A 23,015-nucleotide genomic window follows, 5' to 3' on the forward strand; every position below is an offset into this window, starting at 1 on the left:
ATGAAAAGTCTTCTCACTATGTGAGCGCCCATCGTCTAGCGGTTAGGACGCCGCCCTTTCACGGCGGAAACAGGGGTTCGATTCCCCTTGGGCGTACCATAGTTGTCTTCTCAATACCGAGTGGTTATCTGCTTGAAGACCGAGCTTGAAAGAGTTCTCTCACTTTGTGAGCGCCCATCGTCTAGCGGTTAGGACGCCGCCCTTTCACGGCGGAAACAGGGGTTCGATTCCCCTTGGGCGTACCACTTTTTATCTCCCCAATACATCTTTGATAAATCTGAGCGCAGAGTTTTTCTCACGACGTATGCGTTGTGTTTGAGCTATATGATCCGCGATTTTGCAAAGAAGAAGATGTGGTCTTGGTTCCCCTAGATAGGGGGATGCAGCACTTCGAGATTGCGAATTGGTGTTTTGCAGCAAGCAGTCCTGGGACGTGATTTAGAACCAGCGGCCGTTTAGTCCTGCACCCAGGTGATGGTCTTCTTTGTCCCCGTCAACATCAGCCCAGAGTTTTTCGTCTGTCTGAGATTCATTGCTAACGGTTTTTGCCAGGCTTTCGCTGAGTTGAGCATTCATTTCTTTCAGGGCATCGATGTCATCAAGAACTTCGATGCGAGCCTCAGCAGTCTGGAGTTTGCTTTTCAGTGCAGCCGGTTTCTTGCCAGCAAACCTATTGGCACTGTATGGCCGTTCCATTACGCGAGTCACAGTTTGTCCCTCTTCGCTTTTTTAGCTGAACTTTGATAAGACAGTGTATTGATCCGCGTGAGCTTTAACGGGCTTCTTTGGGCGGTATCATGACAAAGATGGAAAAAGTTGCAGCTTGTCCCCTTTTTGTGACGTATTAGTACTAAGAGTAGGGGAGCAGAGGCAAGAGGACTTTTGTTTTGAACTCATCTAATAGTCGTCTGGATGCTTCTGTGCTTTTGGCTATAGTACTGTGAAACATCGCAGATTATAGACTGATGGCAATGTACAAAAAAATTATCGGACTTGATTCATGATGCTGGTTTCGCGCCACAACTCTATTCTTGATATTGCCCGAGAGACCGGGAAGGTGGAAGTTGATGAACTTGCCACACGGTTTTCTGTGTCTCCTCAGACAATACGTAAAGACCTGAAAGAGTTGAGTGACCAAGGATTGCTGACCCGTGTGCATGGTGGCGCACTTTTGGCATTTGGCGTTGAAAACCTTGGCTACTCTGCTCGTAAAGATCTGGCAGGCAAAGAAAAAGAGATTATCGGGCAGGCGGCAGCGGACCTGATCCCGGATCGAGCTTCTTTGTTCGTGAATATCGGAACGACCACAGAGGCGGTTGCGCGGGCACTCATCCAGCGCAGTGGCCTGATGATCATTACCAATAACCTTAATGTCGCGAGTACGCTGCGCCCGTTCTCAGAAAATGAGGTCATCATTTCTGGTGGGCTGGTGCGCGCAACTGACGGCGGCATTGTTGGTGAGGCGGCTGCAGATTTTATTCGCCAGTTTAAGGTTGATTATGCTGTGATCGGTGTTTCTGCTCTGGATCGTGACGGAGCGCTTCTGGATTATGATTATCGTGAGGTGCGCGTGGCACAGGCGATCATTGAGAACGCACGGCACGTTATTCTGGTGGCTGATCAGACAAAGTTCGAGCGTTCGGCGCCTGTCCGCATCGGCCATATTGCTCAGGTGGATACGTTTGTGACGGACACTCTGGTTTCTCAGGACTACCGGCAGCTGCTGGCTGACAATGAGGTGCGATTGGTTGAAGTGGCTGGTAAGGCTCAAAATGAGTCGGGTAGTGGCTCGCGAAGTACGACAGAGGCTTAAGCCTCTGCTTGGAGCTGTGTAGAGCGCGTCGAGTTCATGCGCATTCACACATCAAGCTCTAACTCTATATTTTCCGCGTATTCTTATCCGTAAACCGGGATCGATCTGCAAGAAACAAAAAAGGCGCCTTTTGGCGCCTTTGTCTTTGGATCAAGTTATTTGGGTTTAACCGCTCGAGCTTCCGGTTTTTCTAGCGTCTGCGATACGCTCCGCCAGATTTTTATCGGACTGGGGCGCGGGTGCTGCATCATCGGCCTTTGCAGCCGGAGTGCTTTTTGACGCGGCTGTCTTACTTGCTGCAGCTGGCTTACGGGTGCGAGGCTTTGCTGGTGCGCGCTTGGCACGTGTCGGTTTCGGCTTTGGTGCGTCTGCCTTTGGAGCACCTGCGGCGATCGTGCTGAGATCGTTCAGGACTTCGTCGTACTTTTCAGAGAGTGGTGGGTTCTCCGAGATTGCCTTCGCTGTAATCTGAGCCGCCAAATCTTTCAGTTCATTGCGCAGATCGACGGCTTCTTCGATCTTAGAGGAACTGTTTGTTCTCTCCTCAAGCTGCTTTGTCAGCTGCTCGATGGTTTTTTTTGCTTCGTCCAGATCGTTTTCTAGGCTTTTCATAGGCTCGGGCGTTTTAATGTTCGGATTCCTGGTGCTGCGCTTGGCAGTTTTTTCATTTGCCGCTTTTTCGAGTTGAAGCGCGTGCTTTAGGTTATCGCGCTCTCGTTCCAGCGAACCATAACGGCTCTTCAGTTTTGTGAAAGACCGTGAGGCCAGTTCGGCGGCTTCTGCTGGAGATGTTGGCTGATGTTTGGTTTCAGACTCAGCAGTCATTTCCGAAACTTGCTGGGAGATCTGCGTTGCCAGTTCTGCCAGAGGGTTGTCCATGTCCTGTAGGTCCGAGGTATCGATTGGACCTATCGGTTTGGTTGCAACTTCTTCTTCTTTCAGCTCTGCATCCAGCTCACGTGTTTTATCCGCAGCAGCCTGTTTGCTGAGTTGGATGATCTCAGCGGACGTGGTCTGATCTGCAGTTTGTGCTGCAGCTTCATCCTGAACTTCTGCTTCGGGTTCTGTCGTGATGCGATCATCTGCAGAGAACGGGATCGGCTCGGATGGATTTCTACGGCGGAGGAAGCGTGTTGCTTTCTGAGCCATGTTCTTCCGCTCGCGGGCTGATTTGAGCTGAACAACGCAGAGCTCTTCTTTGAGCTCTGCAAGTTGGGCTTCAGCTGCTGAACGGGCAGATGCGTTCTCAGCGAGTTTTTCCGTCATCCCTTCGAGGCGCACCTCCATCTGACGGATCGCAATGGCATGTTGAGCGCGTAATGCGTCTTTTGCCATTGTGGCACGGGCATAGCTTATGGGGTTGGACGTCTCAATCGCTTTCCGCGTGAGGCGTACAGCACGGCCCCAGATAAAGGGGAGGGCGGCGAGCGCTAGAATGCTCGCGAGGAAGAAACCCAGTGCAATGTATAGTGCAATTTCAATCACAAACTATGCCTGATCTGTTGAACGGTGTGAGGGACTGCCGCAGACTTAAGCGCATTCTCTCACACACTAACTTGCCAAAATATAACTAACGCAGGGTTAGTTATATCAGAAAGGATTCCATGTTGGCTTCCTAGTAAATTTCAAATAGCCCATGTTGAGGCCAAGGCGAGCGCCAACGCCTGCACGAACAGGCACAACGAAGATATCGTTGTTGGACAGAACCTGCATGCCGAAGCCGCCGACAAGGTAGGCTGAGCCCTTAGCGCCAACATAGCGGCGATAGATGGCATCGACACTTGGCAGATCGTAGACCAGCATCATAACGCGGGCGCCGTCACCGCCAACATCAAAGCCCAGGGATGGACCTTGCCAGAAGATCTGATGGTTGCCAGCGTTGCGAGTGTACAGTGTACCTTCGCCATAAGCAGCGCCGGCGAAGAACGCTGCTGAGCCTTCCTGCCCCAGGATATATCCGTTTGGTTCGCCGTACTGCTGAACTGCACGCTCAACAACCTTTGCGAGGCCGGTGGAGATGGAACCGAAAAATTCGCCACCGGCCGTGATGATATCTTTTTGGTGGTATCGCGACTGATCAACGGATGATTGCGCAAATGAATGTGTATTGAGCGCCAGCAGTGCGAAACTGGCGCAAAGGACGATTGCAGCTTTGTTGCGCAGATTGGCGAACAGGCTCGTCATCATGCCAACGTCTCCTTCTAAGAAACCCGAGAATTTGGATTGTTCAGAGCAATTCAAATGTTAAGGGCATAGTGCAACTTTTAGGTACAACAAGTTATAGTGTCTTACATCTACCTAGTGGTTAATCATGGTATAGCTGGGTAAATGATGTACATCCCGTTGGCCTGCAGTCATGAATTTTGTATCAGTTGTCGAACTTGCTCGTTTAGTTAATGCAGGTGATTCGGACTCTGGATGGACATTCCCATGATTTCTGAGGTTTTCTACAGAAAATTTGCGCGAACGGGCAAAATTCTATGGAGTTCTATCGTTTTTTTGTGTGCTGCCTCAGTTTTTGCAGGTGCGCAAGAGCGGTTCACCTACACACTCTCCATGTGTGATCCAGTGACCTATCAGGTCTCGGAAACTCCTGAAAAGGGGCGTGAAGACCTGACGCTGTCCTGGGGTGGACGGGTTTGGGCATTTTCCAATGAGGGCAACCGAGACGCTTTTCGGCATGCTCCGGAGGTCTATGCCCCATTATTTCAGGGATGCGACGCACTCTCACTTGCGCAAGGCTACCGAGCTGAGGGATTGGCGAAAATCTACCTTGTTTATAACCAGCGACTATTGCTGTTTCAGAGCCGTGAACACCGGGCTTTGTTTCTGACAGCACCAGAGAGTTTGCTCGCGAAGGCACAAAGTCGTGCACGCGATGTAAAATGCGGTCCATATCAATGATGTCCAGCTTGGAATTAAACCAGCAGGATTGTACCTTTTTCGCCACATCTCGAATCAATCATAGGGCCTATTGGCCAAAGTTCTGGAGCGGTTATGTCAGTATTTAAAGATTTGTCATCTCTTGATCTTGCCGCACTCGTCGCAAGCCGTGTGTGCCACGACATCATTTCACCAGTCGGGGCGATCACGAACGGTCTGGAAGTGCTGGATGAAGAAGGCAATGAGGACATGGCAGACTTTGCGATGGATCTCATCCGCAAGTCAGCGCGTCAGGCTTCTGCAAAACTTCAGTTTGCCCGTCTTGCTTTTGGCGCTGCCGGATCTGCCGGTGCTTCAATTGATCTGGGCGATGCGCAAGAAGTAGCGACTGGATACATGAGCAATGAAAAGGCGAATCTGGAGTGGACCATGCCACGCCTGCTTCTGCCTAAGAATCAGGTCAAACTGATTTTGAACCTGCTGCTGCTCATGAATCAGTGTGTTCCACGGGGTGGTACCATTACCATCAGTATGGAAGGGGATGAGGGTGCTCCGAACTTTCTCCTTAAAGCTGAAGGAACGAATGCGCGAATCCCTCAGGTTGTAAGTGAGATTCTTTCCGGTCAGGAGCCAGAACGCATTGATGCCCACACTGTTCAACCGATCTATGCGGTTTTGTTGGCAGGTGAAGCGGGTCTAAATATCGAGCTCCTGAAAGACGGTGATGCCGTCATATGCAAGGCAAATACTCAAGTTTCAGAGTCTGTCTGATCCTCTGTCAAAAACAACCAGTTATTGTAGGTTGGATGAATCTTACAATCTTTCAACCTATGTTAACCGTTTCGCTTAACACTCAACCTTAGTGAAATTTAGGAGTCTCGGTTTTTGAGGCTCCCCTAAGCATTGAGTGGGTGCGGGCCATGGACGATCTTCTCAGAGAGTTTCTCACTGAGACCAATGAAAGCCTGGATGTTGTAGATGTTGAGTTGGTGAAGTTCGAGCAAGAGCCGAATAACGCCACCATTCTAAATAACATTTTCAGGTTAGTGCATACAATCAAAGGCACCTGTGGGTTCTTGGGCCTGCCGCGTCTGGAAGCGATTGCTCATGCTGCTGAAACCCTGATGGGCAAGTTCCGCGACGGTGTTCCTGTGACACACGAAGCGGTAACACTTGTCCTCGCTTCTATTGATCGCATTAAGGATATTCTTGCGGATCTTGAGGCTGCTAACGGTGCTGAGCCTGATGGCACGGACCGTGATTTGATTGATGAGCTGGAACGCCTTTCCTTAAGCGCTGACAATGACGACATGGCTGACGAAATGGCGGCAGCGATGGCGGAAGAAAAAGCTGCTGAGGAAGAAGTTGGTACCGACATCTATCAGGTGCTGGAGCGGCCTCTGCGTCCTGGTGAAGTTTCTCTTGATGATCTTGAGCGTGCTTTCCAGGAAGCTGAAGTTGAGATTGAGCTGCCTGCAGTTGAAGAAGAAACTGAGGAAGATGGCGAGCCAGTTGGCGCTGCTGCTCCTAATTTTTCGGAAGCGAAGACTTCTCAGAAAGAAGTTGCCAAGCCGAAGAACCCAAGCGCGAAGGGTAAGGCATCCAGTCAGGGTGTTTCCAACCAGTCCATTCGTGTGAATGTTGAGACTTTGGAACACCTGATGACGATGGTTTCTGAACTGGTGCTGACACGCAACCAGCTTCTGGAAATTGTTCGTCGTCATGAAGACAGCGAATTCAAAGTTCCACTTCAGCGTCTGTCCAACGTTACCGGTGAGTTGCAGGAAGGGGTCATGAAGACCCGCATGCAGCCAATTGGGAATGCATGGCAGAAGCTTCCACGTATTGTTCGCGATCTCTCTCAGGAACTCGATAAGCCTATCGGTCTTGAGATGATTGGTGCGGAAACAGAGCTTGATCGTCAGGTTCTGGAACTCATCAAAGATCCGCTGACACATATGATCCGCAACTCTGCCGACCACGGTCTGGAAGATCCTGCAGATCGTGTGGCTGCTGGTAAGCCTGAGAAGGGTAACATCACCCTTTCTGCTTATCATGAAGGCGGACATATCATCATCGAAGTGAAGGATGATGGTCGTGGTCTAAACCTTGAGAAGATCAAGGAAAAAGCGCTTAAGAATGGCGTGACCACCGAAGCTGAACTTGAAAAGATGGTAGATCATCAGATCTACAAGTTCATCTTTGCTGCTGGCTTCTCTACCGCTACCAACGTGACCAGCGTGTCTGGTCGTGGCGTTGGTATGGATGTTGTGCGCAACAACGTTGAGCTGATTGGTGGCTCTATTGATCTGCGCTCGACACCAGGTCGCGGTTCCAGCTTCATCATCAAGATCCCGCTGACACTTGCCATCGTCTCCACACTGATCGTGGAAGCTGGTGGTGACCGTTATGCGATCCCACAGCTGTCTGTTGTTGAACTGGTTCGTGTTCAGTCCAACTCTGAACATCGCATTGAGCGGCTTAAAGATCGGCCTGTCCTGCGCCTGCGCAGTAAGCTGTTGCCACTGGTGCATATGTCGGAACTGCTTGGTCAGACTGAAGAGGCTGACCTTGATGAAGACAACGGCTTTATCGTTGTGATGCAGGTTGGCAGTCAGTCCTTCGGTGTTGTTGTTGATGGTGTGTTCCACACTGAAGAGATTGTTGTGAAGCCTATGTCTTCCATGCTCCGCAACATCAACATGTTCTCCGGTAACACCATTCTCGGTGATGGTTCTGTGATCATGATCATTGATCCGAACGGTGTTGCAAGTGCAATGGCAAGCCATGCTTCCGGTACTCTGACCGATACAGCTGAAGATGAGTACGAAAACGCGGAAGCTCATGTGATTGACGCTGATGCTCCAATTTCACTGCTGCTGTTCCGTGCTGGTTCTGAAGAGCCGAAAGCTGTGCCGCTGTCGCTGGTGACACGCCTTGAAGAATTCGATGTTAACAAGATCGAACACTCCAATGGCCGTGATCTGGTGCAGTACCGTGGTTCGCTGATGCCGTTGGTCTACGTAAATGAGGGTGATCGTCATAAGTCTGAGGGAACTCAGCCGATGCTGGTGTTCTCTGACAATGGTCGTTCAATGGGTCTGGTTGTTGATCAGATCGTAGACATTGTTGAAGACCGGATGACAATCGAAGTGGTATCTGAGCGTCAGGGTGTACTTGGTTCTGCAATCATTCGCGAGCGTGCAACTGAAGTTATTGACCTTGGCCATTACCTGCCATTGGCCTTTGATGACTGGTTCATGCGCAAGGAAATTGATACGACCACAAAGGTGAGAAAACTTCTCTTCCTCGATGACAGTGCCTTCTTCCGCAACATGCTGACACCTGTTCTGAAAGCTGCTGGTTACGATGTTACTGTTTGCTCCAGTGCCCAAAGTGGCTACGAGTTGATGGAAAAAGGCACCGACTTTGCTGCGATTGTGACTGATATCGAAATGCCGGACATCAGTGGCTATGAGTTCTGTGAGAGCCTGCGTCGTGATACCCGCTTCCGTCATATGCCAATCATCGCGCTTTCTGCTGTTGTGACACCGGCTTCTATCGAAAAAGGCCGTCAGGCCGGGTTCGATGACTATGTGGCCAAGTTTGACCGTCCGGGTCTGTTGGCAGCGCTCAAAGATGTTTTGACCAATGAATTCGGGGTTGCAGCATGACCGCTCATAAACTCACCACAGTCGACGGTGATGACAACCGTCAGGGCAGTGCCGATCACATCCAGTATGTGACTGTTGTGATTGGCAGCCAGTTGTTCGGTCTGCCAATTTCGCAGGTGCATGATGTTTTTGTGCCTGAAAAAGTAACGCAGGTTCCTTTGGCTCCGCCTGAAGTGGAAGGGGTGTTGAACCTGCGTGGACGCATTGTGACTGCTATCAATATGCGTCGTAAGCTTCATCTCAAGCCAAATGATGCTGACCAAGGCATGATGGCTGTTGGTATTGAGTACAAAGGGGAGTCCTATGGCCTTGTTATTGATGCCGTAGGAGAGGTACTCAACTTGCCAAGAAACGAGATGGAAGCAAACCCATCCAACCTTGATTTCCGTTGGGCCGAAATTTCTGGCGGGGTTCATCGTCTGGACGGGCGATTGATGGTGGTTCTTGACGTGGACCGTCTGCTCAGCTCCCTGATTGAACCTAAAGCTGCGTAAAGCATACCTTCGAAGCGAGAGAGCCGATTTAATGAAAAAGTGTCTGGTTGTTGACGATTCCAGCGTAATCCGCAAAGTGGCCCGCCGCATTCTGGAGGACATTGGATTTGAAATCACCGAGGCCGAGGACGGACAGAAGGCACTTGATGCTTGTAAAGCGTCAATGCCGGATGCGGTTCTGTTGGACTGGAATATGCCTGTCATGGACGGGCTGGAGTTTTTGGCCAAGCTTCGTGAGGAAGACGGTGGGGAAGACCCAATTGTTGTTTTCTGTACGACAGAGAACGACGTTGCTCATATCACCAAGGCTATCCGGGCTGGTGCGAACGAATACATTATGAAACCGTTTGATCGGGAGATTCTTTCAGCGAAATTTCAGGAAGTTGGATTGGTCTAAGTAATGGATATGGGCCGGCTGGGCATGTATGCAAAAGTTGAGGAGCCGAAGTCAGAGAGATCTGGTCAGATGGCACCTATCCGGGTCATGGTCGTAGACGATTCCGTTGTTATTCGTGGGCTTTTCAGCAGGTGGATTGAAGCTGATCCTGAGCTGGAAGTTGCTGCAACCCATCGTAATGGCGAATTGGCTGTAAAAGACATTGAGCGCAGCAACCCTGATGTGGTTGTGCTGGATGTTGAAATGCCCGTGATGGATGGCCTGACAGCTCTTCCTAAACTTCTTGAGAAAAAACGCGATCTTATCATTGTGATGGCGTCCACGCTGACGCGACGGAATGCTGAAGTGAGTTTGAAGGCTCTTTCTCTTGGTGCCACCGATTATGTCGCCAAGCCTGAAACGACTGGCCAAACGGCTGGTGCAGTTGAGTTTCAGAGAGAATTGCTGGAAAAATTGCGGTTGCTTGGGCGCGGTGGGAAGCGCGTTAAGCGAACCAGAACGACAGCAGAACCTGTTCGCAGAATGCGTGCTGAGATCGTCAATGATCCGCACAAAAAACGGAATGATGCCCTTACTGAGAGAACTGAAGCGCGCGCCGCGTTGCGACGTCCTCGCGGGACAGGGGTAAATGCTGCTGGAAAGCAGGAGATAACGCTCAAGCCGTATTCTTCGGTTGTGCCGCGGGCTCTTGTGATCGGCAGCTCTACCGGAGGGCCACAAGCGCTCCAGCGTGTGCTGACAGATGCGCGCGATGGTTTGCTGAAGGTGCCAGTTGTGATTACGCAGCACATGCCGCGTACGTTCACGACAATTCTGGCAGAGCATTTACATAAACAACTTCAGCTTCCTTCAAAAGAAGCTGAGCACATGGATGTATTGAAACCTGGGCACGTTTATATCGCTCCAGGCGGAATTCATTTGAAAATCGGCAAGCAGAACGGGCAGGCGGTTTCGTTGCTCGAAGACGGAGCTCCCGTCAATTTCTGTAAGCCATCTGTGGATCCACTTTTTGAAAGTGCAGCCGAAGTTTTCGGTACCGCGTGTTTGGCACTCGTTTTAACCGGCATGGGTAGTGATGGCGCAAGTGGCGTCAATGTCATTGCTGGTAAAGGCGGTAGCGTCATCGCGCAGGATGAGGCCTCCAGTGTTGTCTGGGGGATGCCAGGTGCTGCTGCCCGTACTGGGAACTGCAGCGGTATCGTGCCTCTCGATCAGATTGGTGCACATGTCAAGCGTATCTTAAAAGGAGCCGCGCGATGATGACTTCTGAATATGATTTCTTGAAGAAATTTCTGAAATCCCGTAGCGGCCTCGTTCTTTCCGATGAAAAGCAGTATCTGGTCGAAAGCCGACTGATGCCAGTTGCTCGACGTCACAACCTGAATGGACTGAGTGAGCTTATTCTTGCGATCAGCAAGCCGGGCTCCATGTCTATGCAGAATGATGTGGTTGAAGCTATGACAACCAATGAGTCATTCTTCTTCCGTGACAAGAGCCCTTTCGAGAACTTCCGGAATGTGATGCTTCCTCATTTGCTTGAGGCACGCAAAACACGCCGGAGTGCGCGCATCTGGTGTGCGGCGGCGTCTACGGGTCAGGAACCTTATTCTCTCAGCATGTATCTGAAAGAAGACAAGGCCAAGATCGGTACATTCCGTTTCGAGATTCTGGGAACTGACATTTCCACTGAAGTGCTGGAAAAAGCCCGTACTGGTATCTACAGCCAGTTCGAGGTCCAGCGTGGTCTGCCTATTCAGATGCTGTTGAAGTACTTCTCGCAGCAGGGCGAACTGTGGCAGATGGCTCCGGAAATCCGGGCTATGGTGCAGTGGCGTAAGCTGAATTTGCTGGAAAACTTCAGCCACCTTGGTGAGTTTGACGTTGTCTTCTGCCGTAACGTGCTGATCTACTTCGATCAGCAAACGAAGATTGATGTGCTCAACCGCATCTATCGGCAGTTGCCGGATGATGGTTTCCTCGTGCTTGGTGCTGCGGAAACTGTGGTTGGTTTGACGGATGGCTTTGAGCCCTATCCAAATCTGCGTGGTGTATACCGCAAAAAGCAGGCTGCAAGCCGTCCGGCTGGTTCTTCCAGCTTCTCACGCTCTACGGCGAAGCCTTCGGCCACACCTTCCAAAACGCGGCCCACCATTCAGGCCTTAGCAAGTGGTTCCCGGTTTTAGGGATACAAAACGAAACAGGCCAGCAGATTTGCTGGCCTTTTCTTTAGGCTTTGTTGCGTTCATATACATTCAAGCCCCAAGCTCTCACTCGTTATTTTTATGCGTATTCTCATCCGAAAACCGGAGCCGTTTTTCGGAAGTACGAGCTGACTCTCTCATTTTTTTGAACGAAGATTTACTATTTGGCTGGTTGTCGTCAGTCGCAATTCAAGTTCAATGCGAGTAAATTTCTCCAAACGATACTTAGAGTTTCCCGATAGTTTGTGACTGTTGACCACCTTTGTTTGTGGTGTGTCAGGCTAATGGAGTGTGAGTGATGAGTTCTCGTGATTTCTTGAAATTAAGCCGACGAGGTGCCCTTGCTCTGGGTGCTGGTGGATTGCTTGCCACAGGGATGCGGAGTTTGGAGGCAGCTGCAGAAACTCCGATAGAAAGCTCCAATCAGCGTGCGCCAGCAACTGAATTTCAGCTTGGTGAGTTCAAGGTCTACGCTTTGCTTGATGGCACCTTTATTGCTGAGCACCCGCAGGATACGTTTGGTATGGAGCAGACGAGTGAGGTGTTTGAAAAAGCGAGTCAGGATCACTTCATCTCCTCCAACAAATTCCGAGGTTTCTTCACACCGGTTCTGGTGAATACAGGCGATAAACTCATTTTGTTTGATACTGGACGAGGCGTTCTTTCTCAGCCGCAAAGTGGGAATTTACTGAAGGCGCTTGCGACAGCAGGCATCCGGCCAGCTGATATTGATGTGGTTGTGCTGACGCACATGCATGCGGACCATACGGGCGGGTTGATGCAAAACGGTGTCCCAACTTTTGCAAATGCGAAGTATGTCACGAGCCCGATTGAGTTCAACTACTGGGAAAAGCTCGGTCCAGCCGCTAATGGAAGCGCTCGCGTTTTTGCTGAAAATGTGCTGCCTCTCAAAGATAAATTCGACTTTATTGATCCGGGCAGAGAAGTTGTTCCCGGTATCACTGCCGTTGAGGCTTATGGCCATACACCCGGGCATATGGCGTATTTGGTTGAAGCCAATGGACGCAAGCTGATGCTCACGGCTGATACAGCCAACCACTTTGTATGGTCACTGACCTATCCTGATTGGCGTGTTGTGTTTGACATCGATAAAGCGCGCGCGGCGGAAACGCGTCGGCGTATCTTTGGGATGATTGCGGAAGAACGCATTCCGTTTATTGGTTACCACATGCCGTTCCCTGCCATGGGCTTTGTTGAAGCCGTGGGAGAGGGCTTCCGATTTGTCCCTGCAACTTATCAGCTACAGCTTGGCCATGAGGATGAGCAGAACAGGCCTGAGTGATTGTCAGGGTGTGTTGGGTTTTCTCCGGTAGGCGGAAATCCCAACACCGCAGAGCACCAATGTGGTGGCGATGATGAAGCGGCTATCGATGGCTTCTGCAAGGAAAACAATTCCACCGGCTGTTGCGATGATTGGCACGGTGAGCTGAGCAACTGCTGCCGTGCTTGTCTGTAATTGTGGAATGATTGCGTACCAGAGAGCGTAGCCAAGTCCAGAGGTTATAGCACCGGAGATGATGGCGAGGAGAACGCCTGAAGCTGTGATGGTGGTTGTGTCCGGAAACAGAAGCAGTGCCAATGAGATGATTGGCACACCGTAGAGAAAGTTCATTCCTGTGTCTTTGAGCGGGTTTGCTGCGCCTCTGCCGATGATGGAATAAATCCCCCAGCCGATGGCGGCAATTGTCATCAATCCTGCTCCGAGCGGGTCTATGCCTGCGTTTGACGGGGAAAGAAGGTAAACGAGGCCAGAGAATGCGAGTGCTGCGCCGATCCACTTCTGGAGTGTCAGGTTTTCGCGCTGAATGAATGCACCGATGAACATGGTGATTTGTACAGCGCCGAAGAGCAAAAGCGCACCGAAGCCAGCATCAAGGGAGATGTAAGCATGCGAGAAGCCAAGAATGTAGGCACACAGCGCAAGGACTGCTGTGACGCTGGGCTTTGAGAATGAGAGCTTGTTGCCGCCTCGAAAGAAGATGAGTGCCAGAAGCATGAGTGCGCCAGCGACAATGCGAATACTGGCAAATGCAGATGGACCAATCTCTCCGTCTGCCAATGCCAGACGATTCAGAACTGAGTTGGCGGCAAATGCGACCATGACAATAGATGTAAGAATAAAAAGCCTCATGGCCGCACCATGGCAACAAAGACAGCCCATGGGCAATACACTTAGGCGTTATTGAAGGTGTTTTACCTGTTAGCCTCCACTAAGACCGCAGAGGCTAACAGTTGGCTTTACTATGTGAACTCAGCTGCCCAGTTGAAGTCGGCTGATGCCTCATAGGATTGCGGCCAGTGTTTGCACCAGTTTGGTCCATGACTGGTTTCTACTCTGTCTGAGGCAGGGAAGTAGGGCTTTATGTCCAGCAGCGGTGTGCCGGGTGCTGCGTCAATGTAAGGGACAGTGATGAGACCATTTTGCTCATCCACGTTTAGAAGCGAAACCGAAGAGAGGCCGATTGGGTTCGGACGGGCAGGGGACCTTGACGCAAACGTGCCGATCTCATGATTTGTTTTGGCATATGGAGCTGGGAACTGCAGAGTGCTCCGGTCTTGTACTGTTGCTGCCTGATCTGCCCACCACAGGATGAGTGCGTGGCTAAAGTCTGACAGGTGCAGAAGGGCTGGCGTGTACTCTGGGTGGATATTGAGTTGGAACTGCCCGTTGTTTGCTGTGATGATCCCGATAGATCTCAGGTCTGCAAGAGATTGCATCTTCGTATCCTCATATGTGTTTCGGAAGTCATCAAGCTTGATGAACCTACCCTCCGCTTACTTTCATGAAAGTGCAAGCTTTGGTTGAATTGAGGAGGAAGTGCTTTTGAATTCAGATGGTTACAGAAGAATCAGAAGGGTGTCTTCTTTCGGGTTAATGCGGGAGTTTTGGTTTCATTCCGAGTGCTCGGCGGATCCTGTTCTTGATCTGCTTTGATCTGAGTTTTGTTACGCGGCCTCTTAGGTCTGCGACGGTATTCTCGTAAAGATCGGGGTGAATGATATCGAGGGGGAGCGGGGAAGTCGATTGTGCCGCTTTATGATTGGTTTTGGAGTACAGCAGGACGTTCTGCTTGTACCAGACGCTCACATTAGGGTTGTTCCATATCGCTGGTCTGACAATATCTATCGGGAAAAATCCTTTCTCCTCCATCAGTTTCGCCCAATAGCTTTGCCGTTGCTCGTTGATATGATGGATACCGCCTTGCTCTGGGACGGCAACGGAAAGCAAGACATTGTCTGCGCTTTCAGTCATCTTCTCCAGGACTGTATGCGCTGCAGAGCTTGACAGATGTTCAAGCACTTCAAGGCTCATGGCCAAGTCAAAATGTCTTTTTGTTTGAATGCTCTCCGGCTTTTCCAGATTAACCTGAACAAAGTTTTCCGAGGGTATGCGGAGGGAAGGTTGAGGTACCCATGCGCCGTCCAAACCGAGGATTTCTTTTGCACCGAGTTGTGTAGCTGCCAGAAGCCAGCTGCCAGTACCGCATCCAAAATCTATGACGCTCTCTGACGACAGATGTTGGAAGACGATGGGAAGGATTTCCTTAGCTGAAGCCAGCGAGCCATCCTGTTGGTTGTCGTAGAAACCTTCGTCATACGGTTGCATCTGGCTTGTTCCTTGAAACAGTGGAAGTGTTGCCGATGCATAATGCGAAGGGGAGCGCACATAAAAAACCCCCTTACAATCAGGGTTGTAAGGGGGCTTCTACTGAAACTCTCTGAAAGTCAGCTGATAAAGCTATTAAGCTGCTTTCTCTTCTGGTTCGCGCAGAACGTATCCGCGGCCCCATACTGTTTCGATGTAGTTTTTGCCAGCTGTTGCGGAAGCGAGCTTCTTGCGCAGCTTACAAATAAACACATCGATAATTTTGAGCTCTGGTTCGTCCATACCACCGTAGAGGTGGTTGAGGAACATTTCCTTAGTGAGGGTTGTGCCCTTACGAAGGGAAAGAAGCTCTAGCATCTGATATTCTTTACCAGTCAGATGTACGCGCTGACCTGCAACTTCGACAGTTTTGGTGTCGAGGTTTACAGTGAGGTCGCCGGTAACAATAACAGACTGGGCATGACCTTTAGAACGACGCACAATTGCATGAATACGTGCAATCAGCTCGTCCTTGTGGAATGGCTTTGTCATATAATCGTCAGCGCCGAACCCAAGGCCACGGACCTTGTCTTCAATGCCAGCCAAACCGGACAGAATAAGAATAGGTGTCTTCACCTTGGATACTCGCAGTGTGCGCAGTACCTCATAACCGGACATGTCCGGCAGGTTCAGATCCAGCATGATAATATCATAATCATACAGTTTGCCGAGGTCGATGCCTTCTTCGCCGAGATCTGTCGTGTAGACATTAAAGTTCTCGGATTTGAGCATCAGTTCAATGCTTTGTGCAGTAGCACTATCGTCCTCGATCAACAATACACGCATGTTAATCCCCTCGTGTTGCCTTTCCTGGGCAGTCGCGCCGGCCCAAAAACACAAACCGTTGCGAAGGAATACTATAAACCCGACTCAATTGAATGAGTTTATGGTTAACAGAACTCGAATCGCTACCGCAAGCGTTTTACTCTCACGTAGAACAGTTCTCTGGGTACAACCTAGAATTCAAGGGTGTAACCTTTCCTGTTCACCAATTTGAGACCGGTTGGCTTTCAATCGAATCAAGTGCTACTGAAAGCCATGTTTAGACGCTTCGTTTCCTTGAAAGGGCTATACGCCATTCAAAGTCTCCCCAATAACATTAAGCAGAAGCGTAAACGATCGGTTACCAACGACGAAAATGATTAATAGGGAATCTGTTTTGGACTCGCTTTTTGCAGAAATCGAATCATGCCTCCCAACCGAAATTTACGGGAGAGTAGAAGCAGTTAAGGGACTTCTGATTGAAGTTGCAGGGCCTGTTTACGCCATGAGCGTCGGCGCGCGTCTACTAATAGAAATAGGGGAGAACGCAGCGTCAATTCAAGCTGAAGTCGTCGGGTTTCGAGACGGAAGAGCGCTTTGTATGCCATTTGGCGAGCTCGATGGTGTGCGTCATGGTAGCAAGGCAAAGCTGATTTCACGCGAGAGTATTGTCCATCCATCGAGTGCCTGGCTAGGGCGTGTTGTTAACGCTTTAGGCGAACCGATCGATGGAAAAGGACCTCTACCATTCGGTTCGATCCCGAGAAAATTACGTGATTCACCACCTCCGGCTGCAGAACGAGCCCGTGTTGGGAGCCCGATCGACCTGGGTGTGAGATCCCTTAATAGTTTTGTAACGTGTTGTCAGGGGCAGCGCCTCGGTATTTTTGCCGGGTCTGGTGTGGGTAAATCGGTCCTTATGTCCATGCTTGCGCGTAACGCGGAAACAGAAGTGTCTGTTATCGGTCTTATTGGTGAACGTGGACGTGAGGTTCAGGAATTCATCGAGGATGATCTGGGCGAAGAGGGGCTGGCGAAATCTGTTGTTGTTGTTGCGACCTCGGATGAAAGCGTTTTGATGCGTCGGGAAGCAGCTTATCTCACTCTTACTCTCTCTGAATATTTCCGTGATGAGGGCAAGAATGTTCTTTGTATGATGGACTCTGTTACGCGCTTTGCCATGGCGCAGCGTGAGATTGGTCTTTCTGTTGGTGAGCCTCCAACCTCTAAAGGGTATACGCCAACTGTCTTTACTGAATTACCGAAATTGCTGGAGCGTGCTGGACCAGGTGCTGTTGGCAAAGGCGCAGTGACGGCTCTCTTTACTGTGCTGGTGGAAGGCGACAATCATAATGAGCCTGTGGCCGATGCTGTTCGCGGTATTCTGGATGGGCACATTGTTATGGAGCGTGGGATTGCAGAGCGCGGTCGCTACCCGGCTATTAACGTGCTAAAATCCGTCAGTCGAACCATGCCGCGTTGTGTGCCTGAAGAAGCCTTACCGATTCTCCGGCGTGCCAAGCAGCTGTTGTCTGCTTATGCGGACATGGAAGAACTGATCCGTCTGGGTGCCTATAAAGAAGGTGCAGACCCCCTTGTTGATGAGGCAATTGCCAAAAATGACGCCCTTGAAGCGTATTTGGGGCAAATGAAGGGGGAAAAAACTACAATTGAAGAGGGATATTTCCAGCTTGCTCATCTTTTGGAAATGACTCAGGCGTAAGCTCACTCTCCGGTAAAGGGAGTATTGCGTATGAAGAATCGTGAAGGCCTTTTGAAGCTTAAGAAGTTCAATGTTGATGAGAAGCGCCGTCAGGTGACTCAGATTGAAACGATGTTGAGTGATTTTGATCGAATGGCTGAAGATCTGGAGAACCAGATTGTTCAGGAGCAAAAGCGTGTTGGTATTGATGATATCAGCCATTTTGCATATCCGACTTTCGCTCGCGCGGCTGCACAGCGCCGAGATAACCTGAAGCACTCGACTGAGGAATTGAAGTCTCAGCTTGAGAAAGCGCAGGACGAGCTGACTGACGCTGTTTCCGAGTTGAAAAAGATCGAGTTGATGGATGAGCGTGACCAAATGCGTCAACGTGCTGCCATGGATGCGATTGAACAAGACGGAATGGACGACATTGCGGGGCGGATGGCGCGTCGCTAATTCTTCCCGAGGTTGAGGGTGTCTCTCGTTCTTAGACGGAATGACCTGATACTCTGATAACCCGAACTGGTCTTAACCTCTTCATAATCCTTTATTGATCGCACTGCGCCTGTTCGCGGTGCGATACCTCTTGGTTGCTTTCATTTCACCAATGTTTATTTATAGGCTGTTGCGTCCAGGTCTCGCGCTGAGAACTGAGCAGTGTCCACTTTTCGGGAAGACGCTTCAGGAGCCTTTATGCCTGTTTTACTTGGGTTTTTAATTCCACTTGCCGCGTTTTCGTTCGGTCTGGGGCTGACATTGCCACTCTTGAGTATGGAGCGCCTTTATTTTTTGGAGGATACGCCAAGCCTGTTGCAGGTGATTGGTGGGCTCTATGACGAAGGTGAGGTTTCAATTGCCGGGCTTGTCTTTGTGTTTTCTGTTTTTCTGCCTGCCCTGAAGATTCTCGTACTGGGTATTTCCGCGTTGCATCGGTCATCCAGCAAGTGGCTTCGGGCGCTCAGCTATCTTGGGAAATGGTCCATGATGGATGTGATGCTGGTGGCCTTGGTGATTTTTGCGGCCAAGACAAGCGGGCTTGCCAGTGCTCAGGTTTTGCCGGGATTGTGGTTTTACGCTGCTGCGACCCTTTCAACGGCGACTGCTGCATTCATGGTTGGGCGGGTTGCCAGATAACCCATGCATGCTTTCATCTGTCAAAAACTCTGATTGCGCAGGGTTATTTTGTCGGTTTGTCTTCACTGGATCTTCTCGTTTATGGTGTAAAGCGATAGTGTTCGCTTGATTTTTGCTCGTTTCCATTCTGGGTGATCCATGCTTTTCCGGTTTCTAATCGCAGCGTTTGCTGCGGTCTTTCTCAGTTTTGCCAGTGCTGCGCAGGCTCAAAACTCGTCCACTTCTGCTGAGGGTGGGGCTGATGTGCAGCAAGCCAAGCAAGCCCTGATCAAGGTGCTTGAAGACCCGAAAGGGCGTGAGGCGCTTGTCAAAATTTTGCAGGAGCAGCAGCCCAATGGCTCGTCTGGTTCCGGGGCATCCACGGCCACAGCAAACCCGGCTGCCAAAGCAACGATTGCGGCGCAGATCGGGACTTATGTGCAGGATGGTGTTTCGAGTTTTTATGACTTTGGCACACTCATCATCTCAGGGTTATCCGGTTATGAGGACTTGCTGGACGGCCAGTCAAAGGTGGACCATTCGCGATTGTGGGATGGTATTTTCAGCATTATTCGCGTGCTGCTACCTGCTTACCTCGTCCTGATTATCTTACATAAGGCATCAACAGCCTACATGCGGCGGCATGAGAAGGGGCCAGAGGCTCATTCCCTTTTCTTCCGTGTTGGGTTGCTGGCGGTGACGTCTGTCTTTGATGCTGCCTTTGTCGGTATTGCGTCTGGTGTCGGTTATTTATCGGCCTATATTTTCTCGACAGATCCGACGGTGCAGAGCATCAATAATGTTGAGCTGTTTGCCATCAATGCCTTCTTCCTGATTGAAATGTCGCGTGTTGTGATCCGGTTTGTGTTTGCACCGCACAGGCCTTCCTTCCGTCTGCTGCCATTCTCAGATCCGGAGGCTGTTTTTTGGGCCCGACATCTGATCCTGATTGTCGGCATCCTTGGGTTTGGTGTTCGTCTGGCCGTGCCTATGGTTGGGGTGAACTTTTCTTCGCAGTTGGCGGGCAGTGTGCGTGTCACCGTTGTGCTGGTCTGTCTTATCTATCTTGTTGCGATTATTTTCCGATCACGCCTGCGGGTGCGCCATGCCATTCGCAAGTATGCTGAGAGCTTTACCGGAGCCAACTTTTCTGTTCAGCTCTTCAAGGGGCTGGGCTTTGTCTGGCACTTATTGGCACTGCTTTATGTGTTTGCGATCATGGTCGCGTGGCTGCGTACGCCGCTTGATGCCATCAACTATATTGCCAGAACCAGTGCAATGTCCTTGCTTGTTATCTTCATTGGGCTGGGCATTATGATGTTGCTGACACGGGTTATTCGTAAGGGTGTCGACCTTCACGATGCGCTGGACCATGTGTTGCCGACGTTTGAAAAACGCCTGAACTCCTTCCTGCCGACTGTCTGCATGGTGCTGCGGGTTATCGTAGGTCTTTGTGTGATCATTGGTGTTCTGGAAGTCTGGGGTGTTGGCAATTTCTGGCAGTGGATCTGGGCGGGTGACGGGATTTCCTTTGCTAATTCCCTGATGTCTGCGGTTATTGTTATTCTGATCGGCTTTGCTCTCTGGCTGACGATCATGTCCTGGATCGACCTTCGCATTCTGGAGCGGGAAGGCAAGACAGTGTCCAGCCGCACCAAGACGCTGTTCCAGCTGTTCAGCAATGCACTCTCAATCCTGATGATCGTGATGTTCACGCTTCTGGCACTGTCAGAGCTTGGCATTCAGATTGCGCCATTGATTGCAGGTGCTGGTGTTGTTGGTCTGGCGGTCTCATTTGGCTCGCAAAAGCTGGTGCAGGATGTGATTACAGGGGCCTTCATTCAGCTTGAAAATGCTATGAATGAAGGGGACTTTGTTGAGGTTGGCGGTATTAGTGGCACCGTTGAGCGCTTAAGCATTCGCAGTGTCAGACTGCGTGATCTCAATGGTACGTCACACATAATTCCGTTCTCTTCCGTGACGAGTGTTTCTAACTCTACCCGCGACTTTGCTTATGCAGTTTCGGTTATGGGTGTTGGATATGACACGGACATTGAATTGGCCAAAGAGGCCATGCAGGAAGCCTTCCGCCGGTTGGAAGAGACACCGCACAATGTTGCGATCCTTGGTGAGTTGGAAATGCATGGTGTTACGGCGTTTGGTGACTCTGCCATCAACATCCGGGCCCGCATCAAAACCTTGCCGGGCAGCCAGTGGGCAATCGGGCGGGCTTATAATGAGTATCTGAAGGTCGTGTTTGACGAGCGCGGCATCGATATTCCATTCCCGCAAGTGACCTACCATGTGGCAGGCGACAGCAAGCCAGAGGAGGTTCCTCAGGTTGAGCAGAAAGCTGCGCCGGCGAAAGGGCGTGGTTCCAAGGCTGCGGGCAGTGAAGGTGACAATACCTCGGAAGAGGATGGTCAGAACTGATGTAATCTGAATTGAATCAGATACCGAAACAACGCAGTTTCGGTTTCATATGAAAAAGGCGCGTTCGTTTTGATCACGAACGCGCCTTTTTGTTGTTGCCCAGTGTTAAACAAATTGACGAGAGAAATAAGCCAAACAGACGATTTTTTCTCTTGCTTATGGGAGTTTCGTTTTAATACATATATATGATAATAGGTTTCGTTGACTTTCGAAAATATTCGAATAGGTTCGGCGTAATGAATATGCGTGCTATCACGGATTCACTGGCGAGAACCGTGACATTGAGGGGCCAGTCATGAGCAAGACCATGAGTAAGAGCTATGATCTATTTGTCATAGGGGGCGGGATCAACGGCTGCGGCATTGCTCGGGATGCCTCTGGTCGTGGACTTTCAGTTTTTTTGGCGGAAAAGACTGATTTTGCAAGCGCGACTTCTTCGGCCTCGACCAAGCTGATCCATGGCGGATTGCGGTATCTGGAATATTATGAGTTCCGTCTTGTTCGTGAAGCTTTGAAGGAACGCGAAGTTCTTTTGAACATGGCGCCGCATATCATCTGGCCGCTTCGCTTTATTCTTCCGCACCATAAAGGCTTGCGTCCGGCGTGGTTCCTGCGTCTTGGTCTGTTCATGTATGACCATCTGGGTGGTCGTAAGCTTTTGCCAGCAACGAAGACTGTGCCGCTGGACAGTGCTCCGTTTAATGATGGCTTGAAGTCTCTTTTCACGCGCGGTTTTGAGTATTCTGATTGCTGGGTGAATGATGCGCGTCTGGTTGTGCTGAACGCGCGGGATGCCGCTGCACGTGGTGCTGAAATTCGCCGTAACACTGAAGTTGTCCGCGCCTCCCGTAACGCTGGTGGTTGGGAGATTGAAATTCGCGATAGCGTGAGCGGCAAGAGCGAGCTGGTGCAGGCCAAAGCGCTGGTGAATGCGGCTGGGCCTTGGGTGTCTAACGTTTTGAAAGGCGCGATTGGCCTGAACAGTCAGGCGAATGTGCGTCTGGTGAAGGGCAGCCATATCATTGTACCGAAGATGTTTGGCCATGATCGCAGCTTCATTTTCCAGAATGCGGATGGCCGTATTGTCTTCGCGATCCCTTATGAGGATGACTTCACGCTGATCGGCACCACAGATGTTGATTATCAGGATGATCCGGCAGGGGTTTCCTGTTCTGAGGATGAGGTTGCGTATCTGTGCAGCGCGGTGAGTGAGTACTTCTCTAAAGAAGTGACCCCGGACATGGTTGTGCGAACCTATTCCGGTGTGCGTCCTCTTTATGATGATGGTGCAAGCGAAGCGCGTGCGGCGACGCGCGATTATGTTCTTGAGATGGATGAGGGTGAGAGCAAGGCTCCATTACTGAGCGTGTTTGGTGGCAAGATCACCACATACCGCCGTCTGGCGGAGCATGCGTTGGAGAAGCTGGCGGATTATCTGCCACAGGCTGCCAAGAAGAACAGTTGGACCAAAGATAGCGTTTTGCCTGGTGGTGACTTTGAGCCGGGTGATTTTGGTGCGAAGGTTGCTTCTTTGAAATCAGCTTATCCGTTCCTTGAGCATGACCATGCTTATCGTCTGGTGCGCTCCTATGGCTCTGATGCCATGAAGATCCTCGGGTATGCGAAAACCACTGCTGAGATGGGCGCGCATATTGGTGGTGATCTTTATGCCTGCGAAGTGAACTGGCTGGTTGAGCAGGAATGGGCGGTCACGGCTGACGATATTTTGTGGCGGCGTTCCAAGCTGGGATTGCATCTGCCGAAGGAAGCTGCAGGTGTGCTTGAGCATTACCTTGCCAGCTACTTTGAAGCGAGCCGCATGGCTGGTTAAGTTTCAGGCTCTGCTTTTCCTGGTGAAAGGCAGAGCCTGTTT

The 23,015-nt window shown here is 50.6% G+C and carries 21 protein-coding genes and 2 tRNA genes; 16 read left to right on the forward strand and 7 right to left on the reverse strand.

The window, feature by feature from the left end; genetic code table 11:
• Positions 1–24: 24 nt before the first annotated feature.
• Together PsAD5_RS06830 and PsAD5_RS06835 are read left to right on the forward strand one after the other, a co-directional pair.
• Positions 25–99, forward strand: a tRNA-Glu gene (locus PsAD5_RS06830).
• A gap of 71 nt (positions 100–170) precedes the next feature.
• Positions 171–245 (forward strand) — tRNA-Glu (locus PsAD5_RS06835).
• A 193-nt stretch (positions 246–438) separates the two neighbouring features.
• Here the strand turns inward: PsAD5_RS06835 and PsAD5_RS06840 are convergent.
• A complete protein-coding gene (locus PsAD5_RS06840) occupies positions 439–708 on the reverse strand; it encodes a hypothetical protein (protein WP_208988525.1) in 270 nt (89 codons plus the stop codon).
• Between the two features lie 292 nt (positions 709–1,000).
• Here PsAD5_RS06840 and PsAD5_RS06845 point away from each other — a divergent pair, with 292 nt between their 5' ends.
• A complete protein-coding gene (locus PsAD5_RS06845) occupies positions 1,001–1,813 on the forward strand; it encodes a DeoR/GlpR family DNA-binding transcription regulator (RefSeq protein WP_057461961.1) in 813 nt (270 codons plus the stop codon).
• A 165-nt stretch (positions 1,814–1,978) separates the two neighbouring features.
• Here the strand turns inward: PsAD5_RS06845 and PsAD5_RS06850 are convergent, their stop codons facing one another.
• Complete coding sequence (locus tag PsAD5_RS06850) at positions 1,979–3,298, reverse strand: hypothetical protein (protein ID WP_063291545.1); 1,320 nt, start codon at positions 3,296–3,298, stop codon at positions 1,979–1,981.
• A gap of 105 nt (positions 3,299–3,403) precedes the next feature.
• Positions 3,404–4,000: a DUF1134 domain-containing protein gene (locus tag PsAD5_RS06855; RefSeq protein ID WP_108819076.1), complete on the reverse strand. Its 597-nt coding sequence runs from the start codon at positions 3,998–4,000 to the stop codon at positions 3,404–3,406.
• A 312-nt stretch (positions 4,001–4,312) separates the two neighbouring features.
• On the opposite strand from PsAD5_RS06855, the gene PsAD5_RS06860 reads away from it, so the two are divergent.
• The 8 genes from PsAD5_RS06860 (at position 4,313) to PsAD5_RS06895 (ending at position 12,765) form a co-directional block, all read left to right on the forward strand.
• On the forward strand, positions 4,313–4,717 hold the full coding sequence (locus tag PsAD5_RS06860; RefSeq protein WP_208982036.1) for a hypothetical protein: 405 nt from the start codon (positions 4,313–4,315) through the stop codon (positions 4,715–4,717).
• Between the two features lie 93 nt (positions 4,718–4,810).
• Positions 4,811–5,467, forward strand: coding sequence for a histidine phosphotransferase ChpT (gene chpT, locus PsAD5_RS06865; RefSeq protein ID WP_057461958.1), 657 nt, complete (start codon positions 4,811–4,813; stop codon positions 5,465–5,467).
• Positions 5,468–5,616: 149 nt separating this feature from the next.
• Positions 5,617–8,370, forward strand: coding sequence for a hybrid sensor histidine kinase/response regulator (locus tag PsAD5_RS06870; protein ID WP_063291547.1), 2,754 nt, complete (start codon positions 5,617–5,619; stop codon positions 8,368–8,370).
• On the forward strand, positions 8,367–8,864 hold the full coding sequence (locus PsAD5_RS06875) for a chemotaxis protein CheW (RefSeq protein ID WP_057461956.1): 498 nt from the start codon (positions 8,367–8,369) through the stop codon (positions 8,862–8,864). The genes PsAD5_RS06870 and PsAD5_RS06875 overlap by 4 nt, the downstream gene beginning before the upstream one ends.
• Positions 8,865–8,895: 31 nt before the next feature.
• Positions 8,896–9,261 (forward strand): response regulator, encoded by a 366-nt coding sequence (locus tag PsAD5_RS06880; RefSeq protein ID WP_057461955.1) that lies wholly within the window; start codon positions 8,896–8,898, stop codon positions 9,259–9,261.
• A 3-nt stretch (positions 9,262–9,264) separates the two neighbouring features.
• Complete coding sequence (locus PsAD5_RS06885) at positions 9,265–10,521, forward strand: protein-glutamate methylesterase/protein-glutamine glutaminase (RefSeq protein ID WP_063291548.1); 1,257 nt, start codon at positions 9,265–9,267, stop codon at positions 10,519–10,521.
• A complete protein-coding gene (locus PsAD5_RS06890; RefSeq protein ID WP_063291549.1) occupies positions 10,518–11,444 on the forward strand; it encodes a CheR family methyltransferase in 927 nt (308 codons plus the stop codon). The genes PsAD5_RS06885 and PsAD5_RS06890 overlap by 4 nt, the downstream gene beginning before the upstream one ends.
• A gap of 316 nt (positions 11,445–11,760) precedes the next feature.
• Positions 11,761–12,765: an MBL fold metallo-hydrolase gene (locus PsAD5_RS06895; protein ID WP_063291550.1), complete on the forward strand. Its 1,005-nt coding sequence runs from the start codon at positions 11,761–11,763 to the stop codon at positions 12,763–12,765.
• A 3-nt stretch (positions 12,766–12,768) separates the two neighbouring features.
• Here the strand turns inward: PsAD5_RS06895 and PsAD5_RS06900 are convergent, their stop codons facing one another.
• The 4 genes from PsAD5_RS06900 to ctrA form a co-directional block, all read right to left on the reverse strand.
• Entirely contained in the window at positions 12,769–13,614 is an 846-nt protein-coding gene (locus PsAD5_RS06900; RefSeq protein ID WP_084404539.1) for a DMT family transporter, read from the reverse strand.
• Positions 13,615–13,724: 110 nt separating this feature from the next.
• Positions 13,725–14,201: an SAM-dependent methyltransferase gene (locus tag PsAD5_RS06905; protein ID WP_063291552.1), complete on the reverse strand. Its 477-nt coding sequence runs from the start codon at positions 14,199–14,201 to the stop codon at positions 13,725–13,727.
• Between the two features lie 154 nt (positions 14,202–14,355).
• Positions 14,356–15,090, reverse strand: coding sequence for a class I SAM-dependent methyltransferase (locus PsAD5_RS06910; RefSeq protein WP_063291553.1), 735 nt, complete (start codon positions 15,088–15,090; stop codon positions 14,356–14,358).
• A gap of 135 nt (positions 15,091–15,225) precedes the next feature.
• Entirely contained in the window at positions 15,226–15,915 is a 690-nt protein-coding gene (gene ctrA, locus PsAD5_RS06915; protein WP_008551652.1) for a response regulator transcription factor CtrA, read from the reverse strand.
• Between the two features lie 373 nt (positions 15,916–16,288).
• On the opposite strand from ctrA, the gene fliI reads away from it, so the two are divergent.
• The 5 genes from fliI to glpD all read left to right on the forward strand — a co-directional run bounded on the left by fliI (position 16,289) and on the right by glpD (position 22,973).
• The gene (fliI, locus tag PsAD5_RS06920; RefSeq protein ID WP_063291574.1) at positions 16,289–17,614 is read left to right on the forward strand and encodes a flagellar protein export ATPase FliI; all 1,326 of its coding nucleotides are present in this window, start codon (positions 16,289–16,291) and stop codon (positions 17,612–17,614) included.
• 30 nt (positions 17,615–17,644) lie between these two features.
• Complete coding sequence (gene fliJ, locus PsAD5_RS06925) at positions 17,645–18,052, forward strand: flagellar export protein FliJ (RefSeq protein WP_057461950.1); 408 nt, start codon at positions 17,645–17,647, stop codon at positions 18,050–18,052.
• 237 nt (positions 18,053–18,289) lie between these two features.
• The gene (locus PsAD5_RS06930; RefSeq protein ID WP_057461949.1) at positions 18,290–18,730 is read left to right on the forward strand and encodes a paraquat-inducible protein A; all 441 of its coding nucleotides are present in this window, start codon (positions 18,290–18,292) and stop codon (positions 18,728–18,730) included.
• 138 nt (positions 18,731–18,868) lie between these two features.
• The gene (locus PsAD5_RS06935) at positions 18,869–21,142 is read left to right on the forward strand and encodes a mechanosensitive ion channel domain-containing protein (protein ID WP_063291554.1); all 2,274 of its coding nucleotides are present in this window, start codon (positions 18,869–18,871) and stop codon (positions 21,140–21,142) included.
• A gap of 307 nt (positions 21,143–21,449) precedes the next feature.
• On the forward strand, positions 21,450–22,973 hold the full coding sequence (glpD, locus tag PsAD5_RS06940) for a glycerol-3-phosphate dehydrogenase (protein WP_063291575.1): 1,524 nt from the start codon (positions 21,450–21,452) through the stop codon (positions 22,971–22,973).
• Positions 22,974–23,015 lie beyond the last annotated feature (42 nt).

The organism is Pseudovibrio sp. Ad5 (assembly GCF_001623095.1).
GTDB lineage: Bacteria > Pseudomonadota > Alphaproteobacteria > Rhizobiales > Stappiaceae > Pseudovibrio.